Origin of the sequence: Enterobacter sp. JBIWA008 (assembly GCF_019968765.1) — a bacterium.
GTDB lineage: Bacteria > Pseudomonadota > Gammaproteobacteria > Enterobacterales > Enterobacteriaceae > Enterobacter.
In genome coordinates this window covers 2,917,293-2,933,925 of sequence record NZ_CP074149.1, presented here as the reverse complement: position 1 = coordinate 2,933,925, position 16,633 = coordinate 2,917,293, and the positions used below count along the sequence as shown (strand labels likewise).

The window sequence follows — 16,633 nt, the reverse complement described above, 5'->3', positions numbered from 1 at the left end:
CGGGTTTTTTGTATTACATACGTTCTACGGTTTCGATACCCAGGGTATCCAGACCCAGCTTCAGGGTCTTCGCCGTGAGCTGCGCCAGCTTCAGGCGGCTGTTGCGAACCGATTCGTTTTCCGCAGACAGAATAGGGCAGTGCTCGTAGAAGCCGGAGAACAGACCCGCCAGATCGTACAGGTAAGCACACATCACGTGCGGCGTTCCGTCACGCGCGACAACCGTCAGCGTCTCTTCGAACTGCAGCAGACGCGCCGCCAGCTGCGCCTCACGATCTTCCGTGATGGTCACGGCAGCATTCGCCAGCACGCTTTCGTCGATGCTGGCTTTACGGAATACCGAGAGCACGCGGGTATAGGCATACTGCATGTAAGGCGCCGTGTTGCCTTCAAACGCCAGCATGTTATCCCAGTCGAAGATATAGTCGGTGGTACGGTTCTTGGAGAGATCCGCGTATTTCACCGCACCGATACCCACGGCGTTCGCCAGTTTTTCCAGCTCATCGGCAGGCATATCCGGGTTCTTCTCGGCCACCAGACGGCGGGCGCGCTCCAGCGCTTCGTCCAGCAGGTCGGACAGCTTCACGGTACCGCCCGCACGGGTTTTGAACGGCTTGCCGTCTTTACCCAGCATCATGCCGAACATGTGGTGTTCCAGCGGAACGCTCTCAGGCACGTAACCGGCTTTACGCACGATGGTCCATGCCTGCATCAGGTGCTGGTGCTGACGGGAGTCGATGTAGTACAGCACGCGGTCGGCATGCAGCGTTTCGTAACGGTATTTCGCGCAGGCGATGTCTGTGGTGGTGTAGAGGTAGCCGCCATCCTTTTTCTGGATGATCACGCCCATCGGTTCGCCTTCCTTGTTTTTATACTCATCAAGGAATACCACCGTTGCGCCTTCGCTCTCAACCGCCAGGTTTTTGGCTTTCAGGTCAGCCACAATGCCAGGCAGCATTGGGTTGTACAGGCTTTCACCCATCACATCATCACGGGTCAGGGTGACGTTCAGGCGGTTATAGGTGAGCTGGTTCTGAGACATGGTGATATCAACCAGCTTGCGCCACATCTCGAGGAAGTACTGGTCGCCGCCCTGCAGTTTAACCACGTAGCTGCGCGCGCGCTCGGCAAAGGCTTCGTCTTCGTCGTAGTGCTTTTTGGCTTCGCGGTAGAACCCTTCCAGGTCCGCCAGCGCCATTTCACCCGCGTTTTCCTGCTGCTGTTTTTCCAGGTAAGCAATCAGCATACCGAACTGGGTCCCCCAGTCGCCCACGTGGTTCGCGCGGATCACCTTGTGACCAAGGAACTCGAGCGTGCGCACTGCGGCATCACCGATGATGGTGGAGCGCAGGTGGCCAACGTGCATCTCTTTCGCCACGTTCGGGGCAGAGTAGTCGATCACGACGGTCTGCGCTTCCGGCTGGGAAACACCCAGACGGTCAGATTTCAGCGCCGCGTCAACGTGGCTTGCCAGGAATGCAGGCTCAAGGAAGATGTTGATAAAGCCCGGACCGGCGATTTCAGTTTTGCTGGCAATACCGGAAAGATCCAGATGCGTCAGTACCTGCTCAGCGAGCTGTCGCGGCGGCATGCCCAGTTTTTTAGCCACTGCCATCACGCCATTAGCCTGATAGTCGCCAAACTGTACTTTTGCTGACTGACGAACCTGCGGTTCGCAATCCGCAGGCGCACCTGCGGCAATCAGTGCCTGACTGACTTTTTCGGAGAGAAGAGCCTGAATATTCACCTGGATACCTTACGTTTTTGATGCGGGCTTACAACCGCCCGCGCCAGTTAAAGAATTTAGGGCGGGAGTATACTGCAAATGCCTTCTGGCGTCAGCATTACGGGGCCTGAAGATTGCTCAGAATCCAGGCAGTGAAGGTATGCATAATCATGCAGTCGCAAAAAGCCGGATTCTGCGGTTGGTCAAAACAGGTCAACAGAGTAAATTAGCGGCTTTGCGACACGAAAAGAGAGTGAATTATGGCGAACTGGCAATCCATTGACGAACTGCATGATATTTCCGCAGATTTACCGCGCTTCACCCAGGCGTTCACAGAACTTGCCACCCGTCTGGGGCTGGATATCGCACCGCTTGAGGCCGATCACATCTCTTTGCGCTGTCATCAGAATGCCACCGCCGAGCGCTGGCGTCGCGGGTTTGAGCAGTGCGGCGAGTTACTGTCCGAGAACATCATTAACGGTCGCCCCATTTGCCTGTTTAAACTGCATGAACCGGTGAGCGTGGCGCACTGGCAATTCACCGTGGTTGAACTGCCGTGGCCGGGTGAGAAACGCTATCCGCACGAAGGCTGGGAACATATCGAAATTGTCCTGCCGGGAGAGCCGGATACGTTGAACGCGCGCGCGCTGGCCCTGCTTTCTGACGAGGGCTTAAGCAAGCCGGGAATTTTTGTGAAGACGAGTTCACCCAAAGGCGAGCGCGAGCGGTTACCTAACCCGACGCTGGCCGTTACCGATGGACAGGTTACGGTGAAGTTTCATCCGTGGACCATTGAGCAGATCGTTGCCAGTGAAGCGTAAGAGATGTGAGTTCACGCCGGGACTGAAAATGGACGGCGTGTGATGATGGTTCGTTTAGTGGGATTTCAGGAGGATTAAATGGCGCTGCTGGAGATTTGTTGTTACAGCGTGGAGTGTGCCGTAACCGCGCAAAGGCACGGGGCTGACCGCATTGAACTGTGCGCGGCACCCAAAGAGGGCGGGCTGACGCCCTCTTACGGCGTGTTGAAGTCTGCCCGTCAGGCCGTCACCATTCCCGTTCACCCGATTATTCGTCCGCGCGGCGGTGATTTTTGTTACACGGCGGGCGAGTTCAGTGCCATGCTTAATGATATCGCGCTCGTTCGGGACCTCGGGTTTCCAGGGCTTGTGACCGGCCTGCTGGATGAAGACGGCAATATCGATCTACCGCGCATGCGCCAGATTATGAGCGCCGCACAGGGGATGGCCGTCACTTTTCATCGCGCATTTGATATGTGTAAAGATCCGCTTCAGGCCTTTGAAACGCTTGGAGAACTTGGCGTGGCGCGCATCCTGACATCGGGTCAGCAGGCGACAGCTGAAAAAGGACTGCAATTAATTACGGAACTAAAAGCACATTCCGGTGTTCCAATAATAATGGCGGGTGCGGGAGTTCGCGCAAGCAATCTGGAACGGTTTTTAAACGCCGGGGTAGAAGAGCTGCACAGCTCCGCGGGTAAATGGATACCTTCGCCCATGCGTTATCGCAATACAGGTTTGTCAATGTCGACGGATGCTGAAGCGGATGAGTATTCACGCTACGGCGTAGAGGGAGAGTCGGTTGCGGAAATGAAGTCGCTGATTGAGCGCCATCACGTGTAGCAACGTACCGATTTTTACCGCGCATCATGTCGCCCAATATGATGCTTGCTTGTACCAGGCCCCTGCAATTTCAACAGGGGCCTTTTTTTATCCTTCATATTTCAAGCCGCAGCTGCGTTGGCCACCACCCGGCTAACAGGCTACGGCTTGGTCGCAATCAACACCGCACGCATCGGCGCCGGATAGCCTTCGATGGTTTTGCTATGGTCGGCCGGGTCGAGGAACTGCTCCAGTGATTCGGTGATCATCCAGTCGGTGCGGCGCTGTTCCTCGAGTGAGGTCACGCTGACATCGGCAATCCGCACATCCACAAACCCGCACTTCTCCAGCCAGTTCTTCAGCGCCAGCGCGGAAGGGATGAAGTAAACGTTGCGCATCTGCGCATAGCGATCGCCCGGCACCAGAACGGCATGTTCATCGCCTTCAATCACCAGCGTTTCCAGCACCAGCTCGCCGCCGCTGACCAGCTGATCCTTCAATTGCCACAGGTGTTCAAGCGGGGAACGACGGTGATACAGCACGCCCATGGAGAAGACGGTATCAAATGCTTTCAGGGCAGGGAGCTGTTCTATGCCCAGCGGCAGCAGGTGCGCGCGCTGGTCGTTACCCAGCAGCTTGCGTACCGCTTCAAACTGGCACAGGAACAGCTGCATCGGGTCAATACCGACCGCCAGATGCGCGCCCGCGCCAATCATGCGCCACATGTGATAACCGCTGCCGCAGCCCACATCCAGAATGGTACGTCCGGTCAGGTCGGAAAGGTGGGGCAGAACGCGATCCCATTTCCAGTCAGAGCGCCATTCGGTATTGATGTTCACATCGTAAAGTGAAAATGGCCCTTTGCGCCATGGCATCAGGTTACGCATCAGCGTTTCGATGCGGTTGATCTGCCCGGCCGGGAGCGGTTCTTCGCTCTCGGCGGTTACGCTGTGCAGAAGATCCAGACGATGCGGGGTCAGTTCGGGCAGAAACTCCACCGCGTTTGACCACTGCTTTAACAGGCCGTGCTGCTGATCGCGCTGCCAGGCGGCAATCTGCGCGGGCAAGGTTTCCAGCCAGTGGGAGAGCTGGTTTTTGGCAATCAGCTGATAGAAGTTACTGAATTCGATCATGCGGATTCTCCCGCTTTCAGCGCCACCAGAGAGCCAAAGTTAAAGCACTGGAACCACAGTTCGCTGTGCTCAAACCCTGCTTTGCTCAGACGCGCTTTGTGGGTTTCTACGGAATCCGTCAGCATCACGTTTTCGAGCATGCTGCGCTTCTGGCTGATCTCCAGCTCGCTGTAGCCGTTCGCCCGTTTGAAATCGTGGTGCATATTGAACAGCAGCTCGCCAACCACGGCATCTTCGAAGCTGAATTTCTCAGAGAGCACCAGCGCGCCGCCGGGATTTAGCCCCTGGTAAATTTTATCCAGCAGCAGCTGGCGGTCTTGTGGAACAAGGAACTGAAGGGTGAAGTTCAGCACCACCATTGAGGCGTTCTTAATCTCAATCTCGCGGATATCACCTTCCACCACGTCCACCGGAACAGGGGCTTTATAGGCGTCAATATGGCGACGGCAGCGCTCAACCATGGCCGGGGAGTTATCGACGGCAATGATTCGGCAGCCTTCGTGGTGAACGTTACGACGAACCGACAGCGTTGCCGCGCCGAGCGAGCAGCCCAGGTCATAGACCTGCGTGCCGGGTTGAACGAAGCGCTCAGCCAGCATGCCGATCATAGAGATAATATTGGAATAACCGGGAACAGAGCGCTGGATCATATCCGGGAAGACTTCGGCTACCCGTTCATCGAAGGTCCAGTCGCCCAGGCTGGCGATAGGCGCGGAAAAAAGCGTGTCGCGATCTGACATAACGTAAAAATCCGGGAAAAATAAAGTGGCGTATTGTGCGCTAATGGAGGGAGAAAACCAACTCCCACGGCATATACCACAGGTTAGCCAGCACCATCAGCAAAAGCGAACACCAGGTCGCACTCATGCCGGAACGACGCCAGCGGATTAAGCGGTGGTGAAAACCGTAATAGTGCATCAGGCGGCCAGCAATAAGAAGCAGACCACAGATGTGCACCATCCAGGTTTCTGCGCCATTCATCTCCATAAAAAGCAGCAGGATTAAGGCTGCGGGAATGTATTCGACCGCGTTGCCATGAATGCGGATAGCGCTTTGTAGCTCGGAAAATCCGCCGTCACCGTAAGAGACGCGGTACAGCGTTCTGAGGCGCACAACATCAAATGAAAATTTAATCAGCAGTAATGCACCTAACACCGCATACAGCGCGCTGACCATACAAACTCCCTGTTTTTGGCAGATGGCACTTCACTATGATAGGGGGTGATATCAGAAAAGAGAAGATTGTTGTGGAATGCCAGGGGCGCTGCCCACGGACGGCACCGCAGCCTGCAAGGCCTGCCACAGAGCATCGACCAGTTCGGGCGACTGGGCAATATCCGGCGTGTGCAAAAAGAGATACGGCGTGGTGGTCTGTTCCCACTTCGCTAATGTTTGCAGCCAGACGGCGAACATCGCCTGATTTTGCTGCATGTTATCGCTGCCGATAAACCTGACCATTGGGTTATCTGCGGTCACGATGGCGTGGACCGGCACTTTCGGTTTTTTACGCTGCGCTTCAACGATGGCTTCGCTATGGGGGACAGCGCTGTGCACAGGGCGGCTATCGAGGATCACCCGGTTTACGGAACGCTCAAGCAGGCCGCGATTGAGCGCTTTTTCTGCTGCGCCCTTCGCAAAAAATTCTGCATGCCTGACTTCAACGCCGTAGGTGAATTCGCGGGGCAGGGCATCCAGGAACTCCCAGAGCGCGGGCAAATCGCGCGGGCCAAACGTGGCGGGTAGCTGGATCCAGTACTGACCGATGCGGTTCGCCAGCGGCGACATGCGCGCGAAAAATTCTTCGGTCAAATCCCCGCAGTTACGCAGCGCGGCGTTGTGGGAAATGGTGGCCGGAAACTTGAAGCAGAAGCGGAAGTCGTCGGTCGTTTGTTCCCTCCAGCGCGCAACAATCTCGGCTCTGGGGAGCGCATACAGGGTGGTGTTACCCTCGACGCAGTTGAAGTGTCGGGCATACTCCTCAAGGCTGGTGATGCCAAGGCGCACCCATTTCGGGTGCGACCACTGGGGCAGGCCTACATACATCATAGCGCGCTGACAATCTCATCCGTGCTGCGCACGCGGGCGATGCGCGGGAAGATATGGGTCATGCTGCCCTGGTGTTGTTCCGCGGAAGCCGCGCTGCAGGCATCTTCGGCGATCACCAGATTAAAGCCCAGCTCCCACGCGTTGCGGGCGGTAGACTCCACGCCGATATTGGTGGAAATGCCGCACAGGATGATGGTGTCGATGCCGCGACGGCGGAGCTGCAGCTCGAGATCGGTACCGTAAAATGCGCCCCACTGGCGTTTGGTCACTTCGATGTCGCTGTCGCGTTTGCCGAGTGAGGCCGGGTACGTCCACCAGTTTTCCGGCAGGGCATGAGCGGGAGCGTTGGCATCAACAGGTTGTTTTAACGCTTCGGCGTAATCCGCGGACCAGCCTACGCGCACCATGACAACAGGCGCACCGCTGGCACGACATGTTTCCGCCAGGCGAGCGGCGCGGCTGACCACATCATCCGCGGTATGCGGGCCACCGGCGAAGGGCAAAATGCCTTCCTGTAAATCAATCACGACAAGTGCGGTTTTACTGGCATCAAGTGTTAACATCGTTACTCCCGTTAAATGAATCACTTCCAGACACCTTACGACGTGATGGCCTGTTCCTGGGCGGATAATTTTGTTAATTTTTGTGAGAATGCGCAATAAGAGTGCAGCAAACGACCGCCTGGCCGTGGTTCGCTCTTATCGTCCGGCGGAATTTCCAGTATAATAGCCGCCTTTTTTCATCCAGTTGTGACATACAGAAAGCTGCGACATAGTAGCCTGCATACCAGGCGACATTTAGCCTGCGGCTAATTAAGGGATATCTCATGCGTACAGAATATTGCGGGCAGCTGCGTCAGTCCCACGTCGGGCAGCAGGTAACCCTGTGTGGTTGGGTCAATCGTCGTCGTGATCTTGGTAGCCTTATCTTCATCGATATGCGCGACCGCGAAGGTATCGTTCAGGTGTTCTTCGACCCGGATCGCGCAGATGCGTTGAAGCTGGCCTCTGAGCTGCGTAATGAGTTCTGCATTCAGGTTACCGGCACCGTGCGTGCGCGTGACGAGAAAAACGTCAACGCCGACATGGCGACGGGCGCCATCGAAGTGCTGGCGTCCGATCTGGTGATCATTAACCGTGCAGAAGCGCTGCCGCTGGACTCCAACCACGTCAACACTGAAGAAGCGCGTCTGAAATACCGCTACCTGGATCTGCGTCGCCCGGAAATGGCTCAGCGCCTGAAGACCCGTGCGAAAATCACCAGCCTGGTGCGTCGCTTTATGGATGACCACGGTTTCCTCGATATCGAAACCCCGATGCTGACCAAAGCCACGCCGGAAGGCGCGCGCGATTACCTGGTCCCATCCCGCGTTCATAAAGGCAAATTCTACGCGCTGCCGCAGTCTCCACAGCTGTTCAAACAGCTGCTGATGATGTCCGGCTTCGATCGCTACTATCAAATCGTTAAATGCTTCCGCGACGAAGACCTGCGCGCTGACCGCCAGCCAGAATTTACCCAGATCGATGTGGAAACCTCCTTCATGACCGCCGAACAGGTGCGTGAAGTGATGGAAGCCCTGGTGCGTAGCCTGTGGAACGACGTGAAAGGCGTTGAGCTTGGCGATTTCCCTATCATGACCTTCGCTGAAGCCGAGCGTCGCTACGGCTCCGACAAACCAGACCTGCGTAACCCGATGGAGCTGGTGGACGTAGCAGACCTGGTGAAAGGCGTTGAGTTTGCGGTCTTTGCTGGCCCGGCTAACGATCCTAAAGGCCGTGTGGCGGCCCTGCGCGTGCCGGGTGGTGCAGCACTGAGCCGTAAGCAGATCGACGACTACGGCAACTTCATCCAGATCTACGGCGCGAAAGGTCTGGCCTATATCAAGGTGACCGAGCGTGCGAAAGGTCTGGAAGGCATCACCAGCCCGGTAGCGAAATTCCTGAACGCGGACATCGTGGAAGCGATCCTGGAGCGCACCGGCGCGCAGGACGGCGACATGATCTTCTTCGGCGCAGACAATAAGAAAGTCGTGGCGGATGCAATGGGCGCGCTGCGTCTGAAGCTCGGCAAAGACCTGAGCCTGACCGACGAAAACAAATGGGCGCCGCTGTGGGTTATCGACTTCCCAATGTTTGAAGACGACGGTGAAGGCGGCCTGACCGCAATGCACCACCCATTCACCTCGCCAAAAGACATGACGGCGGCAGAGCTGAAAGCGGCGCCGGAAGATGCGGTCGCAAACGCCTACGATATGGTGATCAACGGCTACGAAGTGGGCGGTGGTTCCGTGCGTATTCACAGCGGTGAAATGCAGCAGACCGTGTTCGGCATCCTGGGCATCAACGAGCAGGAGCAGCGCGAGAAGTTCGGTTTCCTGCTGGACGCGCTGAAATACGGTACGCCTCCGCACGCGGGTCTGGCCTTCGGTCTTGACCGTCTGACCATGCTGCTGACCGGCACCGATAACATTCGTGATGTTATTGCCTTCCCGAAAACCACTGCCGCAGCGTGTCTGATGACCGAAGCGCCAAGCTTTGCCAACCCGGCCTCTCTGGCCGAACTGGGCATTGAAGTGGTGAAGAAGGAAGAGAAAAACTGATATGGCATATAAGCTTCCCGTTTCGGTTCTGGTGGTCATTTATGCAGAAGACACGAAGCGGGTGCTGATGTTGCAGCGGCGCGATGACCCTGATTTTTGGCAGTCGGTAACCGGCAGTCTGGAAGAAGGGGAAACCGCGTCGCAGGCCGCCGCGCGTGAAGTAAAGGAAGAGGTCACCATTGATGTTGCCCGCGAGCAACTGACCCTGAAGGACTGTCAGCGCACGGTGGAGTTTGAAATTTTTAGCCATTTACGTCATCGCTACGCGCCGGGTACCGAGCGCAATACGGAGTCGTGGTTCTGTCTCGCGCTCCCCCATGAACGGGAGATCGTGTTTACCGAGCACCTGACCTACCGCTGGGTGAATGCGGCGGATGCCGCCGCACTGACCAAGTCGTGGAGCAACCGGCAGGCGATTGAAGAATTTGTAATTAACGCAGCCTGAGAAGGCGCGATTTTTGGAGAACTTTTTATGGCAGGTCATAGTAAGTGGGCCAACACCAAACACCGCAAAGCGGCACAGGATGCCAAACGCGGTAAAATCTTTACCAAAATCATTCGTGAGCTGGTAACTGCAGCACGTCTGGGCGGCGGCGACCCGGCTTCTAACCCGCGTCTGCGCGCGGCGGTGGATAAAGCGCTGTCAAACAACATGACGCGTGACACCCTGAACCGTGCAATCGCACGTGGCGTGGGCGGTGACGAAGACGCGAACATGGAAACCATCATTTATGAAGGTTACGGCCCTGGCGGTACTGCGGTGATGGTTGAGTGTCTGTCCGACAACCGTAACCGTACCGTTGCGGAAGTGCGCCACGCGTTCACCAAAACCGGTGGCAACCTGGGCACTGACGGTTCCGTTGCTTACCTGTTCAGCAAAAAAGGCGTCATCTCCTTCGAGAAAGGCGATGAAGATGCGATCATGGAAGCTGCGCTGGAAGCCGGTGCGGAAGATGTGGTGACCTTCGATGACGGCGCTATCGACGTTTATACCGCGTGGGAAGAGATGGGTGCCGTGCGCGATGCGCTGGAAGCGGCAGGCCTGAAAGCGGACAACGCTGAAGTGTCCATGATCCCGTCCACCAAAGCGGACATGGATGCGGAAACGGCACCAAAACTGCTGCGTCTGATCGACATGCTCGAAGACTGCGACGACGTGCAGGAAGTGTACCACAACGGTGAAATCTCTGATGAGGTTGCAGCGACTCTCTGATGAGAGCGTATAAATCCGTTACAGGAGACGCGTGATGTCGATTATTCTCGGGATTGACCCAGGCTCACGCGTCACCGGTTATGGCGTTATCCGTCAGGTGGGACGCCAGTTGACCTACCTGGGCAGCGGCTGTATTCGCACTAAAGTGGACGATCTACCATCGCGCCTGAAGCTCATTTATGCGGGCGTCTCGGAGATCATCACCCAGTTTCAGCCGGACTTTTTCGCCATTGAGCAGGTCTTTATGGCGAAAAACGCCGATTCAGCGCTAAAGCTCGGTCAGGCGCGCGGTGTCGCCATCGTCGCTGCCGTGAACCAGGATTTGCCGGTATTCGAATACGCGGCTCGTCAGGTCAAGCAGACGGTGGTGGGCATTGGGAGCGCGGAGAAAAGCCAGGTGCAGCATATGGTGCGTACCTTGCTGAAGCTTCCCGCGAACCCGCAGGCCGACGCCGCCGATGCGCTGGCTATTGCGATTACCCACTGTCACGTCAGCCAGAACGCGATGCAAATGAGCGAGTCGCGGCTCAATCTGGCGCGAGGCAGGTTACGATAATGACAAATCAGGCTGGATGTTTATCCAGCCTTTTTTTATTATGTCGGCAGTTAACTTCTTCCAGAACGCAGGAGCGTCACGTGATAGGCAGACTCAGAGGCATCATCATTGAAAAACAACCCCCGTTAGTGCTGCTGGAAGTGGGTGGCGTGGGCTATGAAGTCCATATGCCGATGACCTGCTTCTACGAGCTGCCGGACGCGGGCAAAGAGGCGATTGTCTTTACCCAGTTTGTGGTGCGCGAAGATGCCCAGCTGCTGTACGGCTTCAATAACAAGCAGGAACGCACCCTGTTCCGCGAGCTGATTAAAACCAACGGCGTCGGTCCGAAGCTGGCGCTGGCGATTTTATCCGGCATGTCAGCGCCACAGTTTGTGAATGCCGTTGAGCGCGAAGATCCTGCGGCGCTGATTAAGCTTCCGGGCATCGGTAAGAAAACTGCCGAGCGTCTGATAGTAGAAATGAAAGACCGCTTTAAAGGTCTGCATGGCGATCTGTTCACGCCGGCTGCCGATTTGGTACTGACCTCTCCTGGCGGCCCTGCCACGGATGATGACGCCGAGCAGGAAGCGGTTGCCGCGCTGGTGGCGCTGGGCTATAAACCTCAGGAGGCAAGCCGTATGGTGAGCAAAATCGCCAAACCGGACGCCAGCAGTGAAACCCTGATTCGTGAAGCGCTGCGCGCTGCATTGTGAGGTAAAGGATGATTGAAGCAGACCGCCTGGTGTCGGCAGGCACTATTCAGGCAGAAGACGTGGTGGATCGCGCGATCCGCCCTAAGCTGCTTGATGAGTATATCGGCCAGCCGCAGGTTCGTTCCCAGATGGAGATTTTCATCCAGGCGGCAAAACTGCGCGGCGATGCGCTCGATCACCTGCTGATTTTTGGCCCTCCGGGTTTAGGGAAAACCACGCTGGCGAATATCGTCGCCAATGAAATGGGCGTCAACCTGCGCACCACCTCCGGCCCGGTGCTGGAGAAGGCGGGCGATCTCGCTGCGATGCTGACCAACCTCGAACCGCATGACGTGCTGTTTATCGATGAGATCCACCGCCTGTCACCGGTGGTGGAGGAAGTGCTCTATCCGGCGATGGAAGATTACCAGCTGGATATCATGATCGGTGAAGGCCCGGCCGCGCGCTCCATCAAAATCGATCTGCCACCCTTTACCCTGATTGGCGCTACCACCCGCGCCGGGTCGTTGACCTCTCCGCTGCGCGACCGTTTCGGCATCGTGCAGCGTCTTGAGTTTTACCAGGTGGCGGACCTCCAGCACATCGTTGGCCGTAGCGCCCGCTATATGGGGCTGGAGATGAGCGAAGAGGGCGCGTTTGAAGTGGCGAAGCGTTCTCGCGGTACGCCACGTATCGCCAACCGTCTGCTGCGCCGCGTGCGCGACTTTGCCGAAGTGAAGCACGATGGCTCGATTTCCGCCGAGATCGCCGCTCAGGCGCTGGATATGCTGAACGTCGATGCCGAAGGCTTTGACTATATGGACCGTAAACTGCTGCTGGCGGTGCTGGATAAGTTCTTTGGCGGCCCGGTCGGGCTGGATAACCTGGCGGCGGCAATTGGGGAAGAGCGTGAGACGATTGAAGATGTGCTGGAGCCGTATCTGATCCAGCAGGGCTTCCTGCAGCGCACCCCCCGTGGACGTATGGCAACGGTGCGGGCGTGGAATCATTTCGGCATTACACCACCGGCAATGCCGTAATGTTTTGTTCCCTCTCCCTGAGGGAGAGGGCATCAGCGCCCTTCATGTTAATTCGCGGTCTTCTTCATCATACTGAAGATAAACAACACCGCCGCACTCAGCACCACGGACGGCCCCGCAGGGGTATCGTAGAACGCCGAGAAGGTTAACCCACCCGTTACCGCAATCATTCCGATAATCACGGCTACGCCGGCCATCTGCTCCGGCGTACGGGCAAAACGACGCGCCGTGGCGGCAGGGATGATCAGCAGCGACGTAATAATCAGCGCGCCGACAAACTTCATCGCGACACCAATCGTTAACGCCGTCACCAGCATCAGCAGCAGTTTTACGCGCTGCAGCTTCACGCCGTCGACAAACGCCAGATCCGGGCTGACGGTCATGGCCAGTAAATTCCGCCACTGCCAGAGCAGAATGGCGAGCACCATCACCACCCCAATGGCGATAGCGATGAGATCCTCCGGCGTCACGGCCAGCAGGTCACCGAAGAGGTAGGCCATCAGATCCACGCGGATGTTCGACATCAGGCTGACCACCACCAGGCCCAGAGACAGGGCACTGTGCGCCATGATGCCAAGCAGCGTATCAATCGCTAGGTGAGGGCGCTTTTCCAGCCAGACCAGACCGGCCGCCAGCAGCAGCGTGACCACAATTACCGCGTAGAAGGGGTTCACATCCAGCAGCAGACCAAAGGCAACGCCCAGCAGAGACGCATGCGCCAGGGTATCGCCAAAATAGGACATTCTGCGCCAGACAACAAACGAGCCGAGTGGACCCGCGGCGCAGGCAAGCATAATCCCGGCCAGCCAGCCGGGCAGTAACAGTTCAATCATGAGTGTCCATTTCCCCGACGTAGTACGATTCGTCCCTGTAAATCATGGCGATGATTATGATGATGGCGGTAAATGCCCAGCTGTTCAGCGCCGCGGGGGCCGAACATAGAGATAAATTCCGGGTGCATTGACACCACTTCAGGCGTACCGGAGCAGCAGATATGATGGTTGAGACACAGCACTTCGTCGGTTTTTGCCATCACCAGATGCAGATCGTGAGACACCATCAGCACTGCGCAATCAAGCTCCCGACGTAGCTGATCGATCAAATCATAAAGCGCAACCTGACCATTCACATCCACACCCTGAGTCGGCTCATCCAGTACCAGCAGCTGCGGGCTGCTCAGCAGCGCGCGGGCAAGTAAAACACGCTGAGTTTCACCGCCGGACAGTTTTTGGAGTGGCGCATCGATAAGATGGCCCGCCTGCACGCGTTTCAGTGCCGGGAGAATATCTGCTTTCCGTGTGCCGGGGCGCAGACGCAGGAAACGGCTGACCGTCAGCGGCAGCGTGGCGTCAAGGTGAAGTTTTTGCGGCACATAGCCAATACGCAATTTTTCCTCGCGCTTAATCACGCCTTCATCGGGGGCGACCAGACCCAGCACCACGCGCACCAGGGTGGATTTGCCTGCGCCATTGGGACCGAGCAGCGTCAGAATTTTGCCGGGCTTCAGATCGAGCGACACGTCAGAGAGGACGCGGCGCTGGCCGAATGAGACCGAAATATTTTCAAGAGAAACCAATGTCGTCATGTCATTTTAAGCTTGAAGAAGTCAACGAATGTTATAATATCACATTCCACGCATTCACTACGATGATTAGTCGCATTATGTTACATAAAAATACGCTTCTTTTCGCAGCATTATCCGCTGCCCTTTGGGGTACAACCGCACAAGATGTTAACGCTGCGGTTGTCGCTTCGCTTAAACCACTCGGATTCATCGCGTCGGCCATTGCCGACGGGGTGACGGAAACCCAGGTTTTGCTCCCTGATGGTGCATCTGAGCATGACTATTCCCTGCGCCCGTCAGATGTAAAACGCTTGCAAAACGCGGACTTAGTCGTCTGGATTGGCCCGGAAATGGAAGCGTTCATGCAGAAGTCAGCAAAACAGGTTGCTGGCGAAAAGCAGGTCGCGATTGCCGCACTCCCCGGCGTGAAACCGTTGCTCATGAAAGGGGCGGATGACGACGGTGACGAACATGACCATCATGCTGCAGACGGTGAAAAAGGTGATGGAGATCACCATCACGGCGAGTACAACATGCATCTTTGGTTATCCCCAGAGATAGCGCGGCTTTCAGCGGTTGCAATCCATGACAAATTAGTGGAACTTATGCCGCAAAGTCGAGCCAAACTAGACGCCAACCTGAAGGATTTTGAGGCACAATTAGCCGCAACCGATAAGCAGGTGGGTAATGAGCTCGCACCGCTGAAAGGTAAAGGGTATTTCGTTTTTCATGACGCCTACGGCTATTACGAAAAACATTACGGTTTGACCCCGCTGGGTCACTTCACCGTCAACCCTGAAATTCAGCCTGGTGCGCAGCGTTTACATGAAATCAGAACACAGTTGGTTGAGCAAAAAGCGACATGCGTTTTTGCTGAGCCGCAGTTCAGGCCAGCGGTCGTAGAAGCCGTGGCCAGGGGGACATCCGTGCGCATGGGGACCCTTGACCCGCTAGGAACGAATATCCAGTTGAGCAAAGCGAGCTATTCGCAGTTCCTCAGCCAACTGGCGAACCAGTATGCGAGCTGCCTGAAAGGAGATTAACGAGGAAGTGAATACGTGCAACAGATAGCCCGCTCTGTCGCCCTGGCATTTAACAATTTGCCTCGACCCCACCGCGTTATGCTGGGGTCGCTTACAGTACTCACCTTAGCGGTCGCCGTCTGGCGGCCCTATGTTTACCACCCGAGTTCTGCCCCTATCATCAAAACTATTGAGCTTGAAAAGAGCGAAATCCGTTCTTTGCTGCCTGAAGCCAGTGAGCCTATCGACCAGGCGGCCCAGGAAGATGAAGCCATCCCGCAGGATGAACTGGACGATAAAACCGAGAACGAAGCGGGTATCCACGAATATGTGGTGTCTACCGGAGACACGCTAAGCAGCGTGCTGAACCAGTACGGCATCGACATGGGCAATATCAGCCAGCTGGCGGCTGCGGATAAAGATCTTCGTAACCTGAAAATCGGACAGCAGCTCTCCTGGACATTAACGGCGGATGGCGATCTGCAGCGTCTGACCTGGGAAATGTCCCGCCGCGAAACCCGCACCTACGATCGCACTGCAAACGGTTTCAAGATGACCAGCGAAATGCAGAAGGGTGAGTGGGTTAACAGCGTTCTGAAAGGCACCGTGGGCGCGAGCTTTGTTTCCAGCGCGCGAGATGCGGGCTTGACCAGCGCTGAAATCAGTTCGGTGATCAAAGCCATGCAGTGGCAGATGGATTTCCGCAAACTGAAGAAGGGCGATGAGTTCTCCGTTCTGATGTCCCGCGAAATGCTGGACGGCAAGCGCGAGCAAAGCCAACTGCTGGGCGTGCGTCTGCGCTCCGAGGGCAAAGATTACTACGCGATTCGTGCCGAAGACGGCAAGTTCTATGACCGCAGCGGTACGGGCCTTGCGAAAGGCTTCCTGCGCTTCCCGACGGCAAAACAGTTCCGCGTCTCCTCTAACTTTAACCCGCGTCGTCTGAACCCGGTAACCGGGCGCGTCGCGCCGCACCGTGGCGTTGACTTTGCCATGCCGCAGGGCACTCCGGTACTGGCGGTAGGGGATGGCGAAGTGGTGGTGGCCAAACGTAGCGGTGCTGCCGGATACTATGTCGCGGTACGACATGGGCGCACTTATACGACCCGCTACATGCACCTGCGTAAGCTGCTGGTTAAACCGGGCCAGAAGGTGAAGCGTGGTGACCGCATCGCGATCTCCGGCAATACCGGACGCTCTACCGGCCCTCACCTGCACTATGAAGTGTGGATCAACCAACAAGCCGTGAACCCGCTGACGGCGAAACTGCCGCGCACCGAAGGCCTGACGGGTAAAGACCGTACTGATTATCTGGCGCAGGTGAAAGAGGTTATTCCGCAGCTGAGCTTAAACTAAGCCCTCTGTTTTTGTTAAAAAAGCCGGCGCACACTGACGCCGGCTTTTTCTTTTGTGCGTGGACGACTGCCTCGCTACACTA

General features: G+C 56.5%; 18 protein-coding genes. 10 read left to right on the top strand and 8 right to left on the bottom strand.

The window, feature by feature from the left end; translation table 11 throughout:
* Window positions 1-13: 13 nt before the first annotated feature.
* Complete coding sequence (argS, locus tag KGP24_RS14160; RefSeq protein ID WP_223560860.1) at window positions 14-1,747, bottom strand: arginine--tRNA ligase; 1,734 nt, start codon at window positions 1,745-1,747, stop codon at window positions 14-16.
* Window positions 1,748-1,986: 239 nt separating this feature from the next.
* Between argS and KGP24_RS14155 the strand changes: the two genes are divergently transcribed.
* Complete coding sequence (locus tag KGP24_RS14155) at window positions 1,987-2,547, top strand: VOC family protein (RefSeq protein WP_223560859.1); 561 nt, start codon at window positions 1,987-1,989, stop codon at window positions 2,545-2,547.
* A 78-nt stretch (window positions 2,548-2,625) separates the two neighbouring features.
* On the top strand, window positions 2,626-3,369 hold the full coding sequence (gene cutC, locus KGP24_RS14150) for a copper homeostasis protein CutC (protein ID WP_223560858.1): 744 nt from the start codon (window positions 2,626-2,628) through the stop codon (window positions 3,367-3,369).
* Between the two features lie 140 nt (window positions 3,370-3,509).
* On the opposite strand, the gene cmoB is transcribed toward cutC, so the two are convergent.
* The 5 genes from cmoB to KGP24_RS14125 are packed head-to-tail and all read right to left on the bottom strand — an operon-like array spanning window position 3,510 to window position 7,090.
* Window positions 3,510-4,481: a tRNA 5-methoxyuridine(34)/uridine 5-oxyacetic acid(34) synthase CmoB gene (cmoB, locus tag KGP24_RS14145; RefSeq protein WP_223560857.1), complete on the bottom strand. Its 972-nt coding sequence runs from the start codon at window positions 4,479-4,481 to the stop codon at window positions 3,510-3,512.
* Window positions 4,478-5,221: a carboxy-S-adenosyl-L-methionine synthase CmoA gene (gene cmoA, locus KGP24_RS14140; protein ID WP_223560856.1), complete on the bottom strand. Its 744-nt coding sequence runs from the start codon at window positions 5,219-5,221 to the stop codon at window positions 4,478-4,480. The genes cmoB and cmoA overlap by 4 nt, the downstream gene beginning before the upstream one ends.
* A 40-nt stretch (window positions 5,222-5,261) precedes the next feature.
* Window positions 5,262-5,657 carry an MAPEG family protein gene (locus tag KGP24_RS14135; protein ID WP_021240443.1) on the bottom strand — a complete coding sequence of 132 codons (396 nt, stop codon included), beginning with the start codon at window positions 5,655-5,657 and terminating at the stop codon, window positions 5,262-5,264.
* 51 nt (window positions 5,658-5,708) lie between these two features.
* Window positions 5,709-6,527 carry a DUF72 domain-containing protein gene (locus KGP24_RS14130; RefSeq protein ID WP_223560855.1) on the bottom strand — a complete coding sequence of 273 codons (819 nt, stop codon included), beginning with the start codon at window positions 6,525-6,527 and terminating at the stop codon, window positions 5,709-5,711.
* The gene (locus KGP24_RS14125; protein WP_223560854.1) at window positions 6,524-7,090 is read right to left on the bottom strand and encodes a hydrolase; all 567 of its coding nucleotides are present in this window, start codon (window positions 7,088-7,090) and stop codon (window positions 6,524-6,526) included. The genes KGP24_RS14130 and KGP24_RS14125 overlap by 4 nt, the downstream gene beginning before the upstream one ends.
* A gap of 263 nt (window positions 7,091-7,353) precedes the next feature.
* Here KGP24_RS14125 and aspS point away from each other — a divergent pair, with 263 nt between their 5' ends.
* The 6 genes from aspS to ruvB all read left to right on the top strand — a co-directional run bounded on the left by aspS (window position 7,354) and on the right by ruvB (window position 12,609).
* Window positions 7,354-9,126 carry an aspartate--tRNA ligase gene (gene aspS, locus KGP24_RS14120; RefSeq protein WP_223560853.1) on the top strand — a complete coding sequence of 591 codons (1,773 nt, stop codon included), beginning with the start codon at window positions 7,354-7,356 and terminating at the stop codon, window positions 9,124-9,126.
* 1 nt (window position 9,127) lies between these two features.
* Window positions 9,128-9,571: a dihydroneopterin triphosphate diphosphatase gene (gene nudB, locus KGP24_RS14115; RefSeq protein ID WP_033145850.1), complete on the top strand. Its 444-nt coding sequence runs from the start codon at window positions 9,128-9,130 to the stop codon at window positions 9,569-9,571.
* A gap of 27 nt (window positions 9,572-9,598) precedes the next feature.
* Window positions 9,599-10,339 carry a YebC/PmpR family DNA-binding transcriptional regulator gene (locus tag KGP24_RS14110; RefSeq protein WP_008500447.1) on the top strand — a complete coding sequence of 247 codons (741 nt, stop codon included), beginning with the start codon at window positions 9,599-9,601 and terminating at the stop codon, window positions 10,337-10,339.
* A 34-nt stretch (window positions 10,340-10,373) separates the two neighbouring features.
* Window positions 10,374-10,895 (top strand): crossover junction endodeoxyribonuclease RuvC, encoded by a 522-nt coding sequence (gene ruvC, locus KGP24_RS14105; protein WP_014884319.1) that lies wholly within the window; start codon window positions 10,374-10,376, stop codon window positions 10,893-10,895.
* Between the two features lie 80 nt (window positions 10,896-10,975).
* A complete protein-coding gene (gene ruvA / locus KGP24_RS14100; protein WP_023312236.1) occupies window positions 10,976-11,590 on the top strand; it encodes a Holliday junction branch migration protein RuvA in 615 nt (204 codons plus the stop codon).
* A gap of 8 nt (window positions 11,591-11,598) precedes the next feature.
* Window positions 11,599-12,609, top strand: a complete 1,011-nt coding sequence (ruvB, locus tag KGP24_RS14095) for a Holliday junction branch migration DNA helicase RuvB (RefSeq protein ID WP_023336108.1) — start codon at window positions 11,599-11,601, stop codon at window positions 12,607-12,609.
* Window positions 12,610-12,656: 47 nt separating this feature from the next.
* Here ruvB and znuB read toward each other — a convergent pair whose 3' ends face one another.
* Window positions 12,657-13,442 (bottom strand): zinc ABC transporter permease subunit ZnuB, encoded by a 786-nt coding sequence (gene znuB, locus KGP24_RS14090; RefSeq protein WP_223560852.1) that lies wholly within the window; start codon window positions 13,440-13,442, stop codon window positions 12,657-12,659.
* On the bottom strand, window positions 13,439-14,194 hold the full coding sequence (gene znuC / locus KGP24_RS14085; RefSeq protein WP_045326743.1) for a zinc ABC transporter ATP-binding protein ZnuC: 756 nt from the start codon (window positions 14,192-14,194) through the stop codon (window positions 13,439-13,441). The genes znuB and znuC overlap by 4 nt, the downstream gene beginning before the upstream one ends.
* Window positions 14,195-14,271: 77 nt before the next feature.
* On the opposite strand from znuC, the gene znuA reads away from it, so the two are divergent.
* Window positions 14,272-15,216 carry a zinc ABC transporter substrate-binding protein ZnuA gene (gene znuA, locus KGP24_RS14080; RefSeq protein WP_193941540.1) on the top strand — a complete coding sequence of 315 codons (945 nt, stop codon included), beginning with the start codon at window positions 14,272-14,274 and terminating at the stop codon, window positions 15,214-15,216.
* Window positions 15,217-15,231: 15 nt separating this feature from the next.
* On the top strand, window positions 15,232-16,551 hold the full coding sequence (mepM, locus tag KGP24_RS14075; protein ID WP_223560851.1) for a murein DD-endopeptidase MepM: 1,320 nt from the start codon (window positions 15,232-15,234) through the stop codon (window positions 16,549-16,551).
* Window positions 16,552-16,633: the final 82 nt, after the last annotated feature.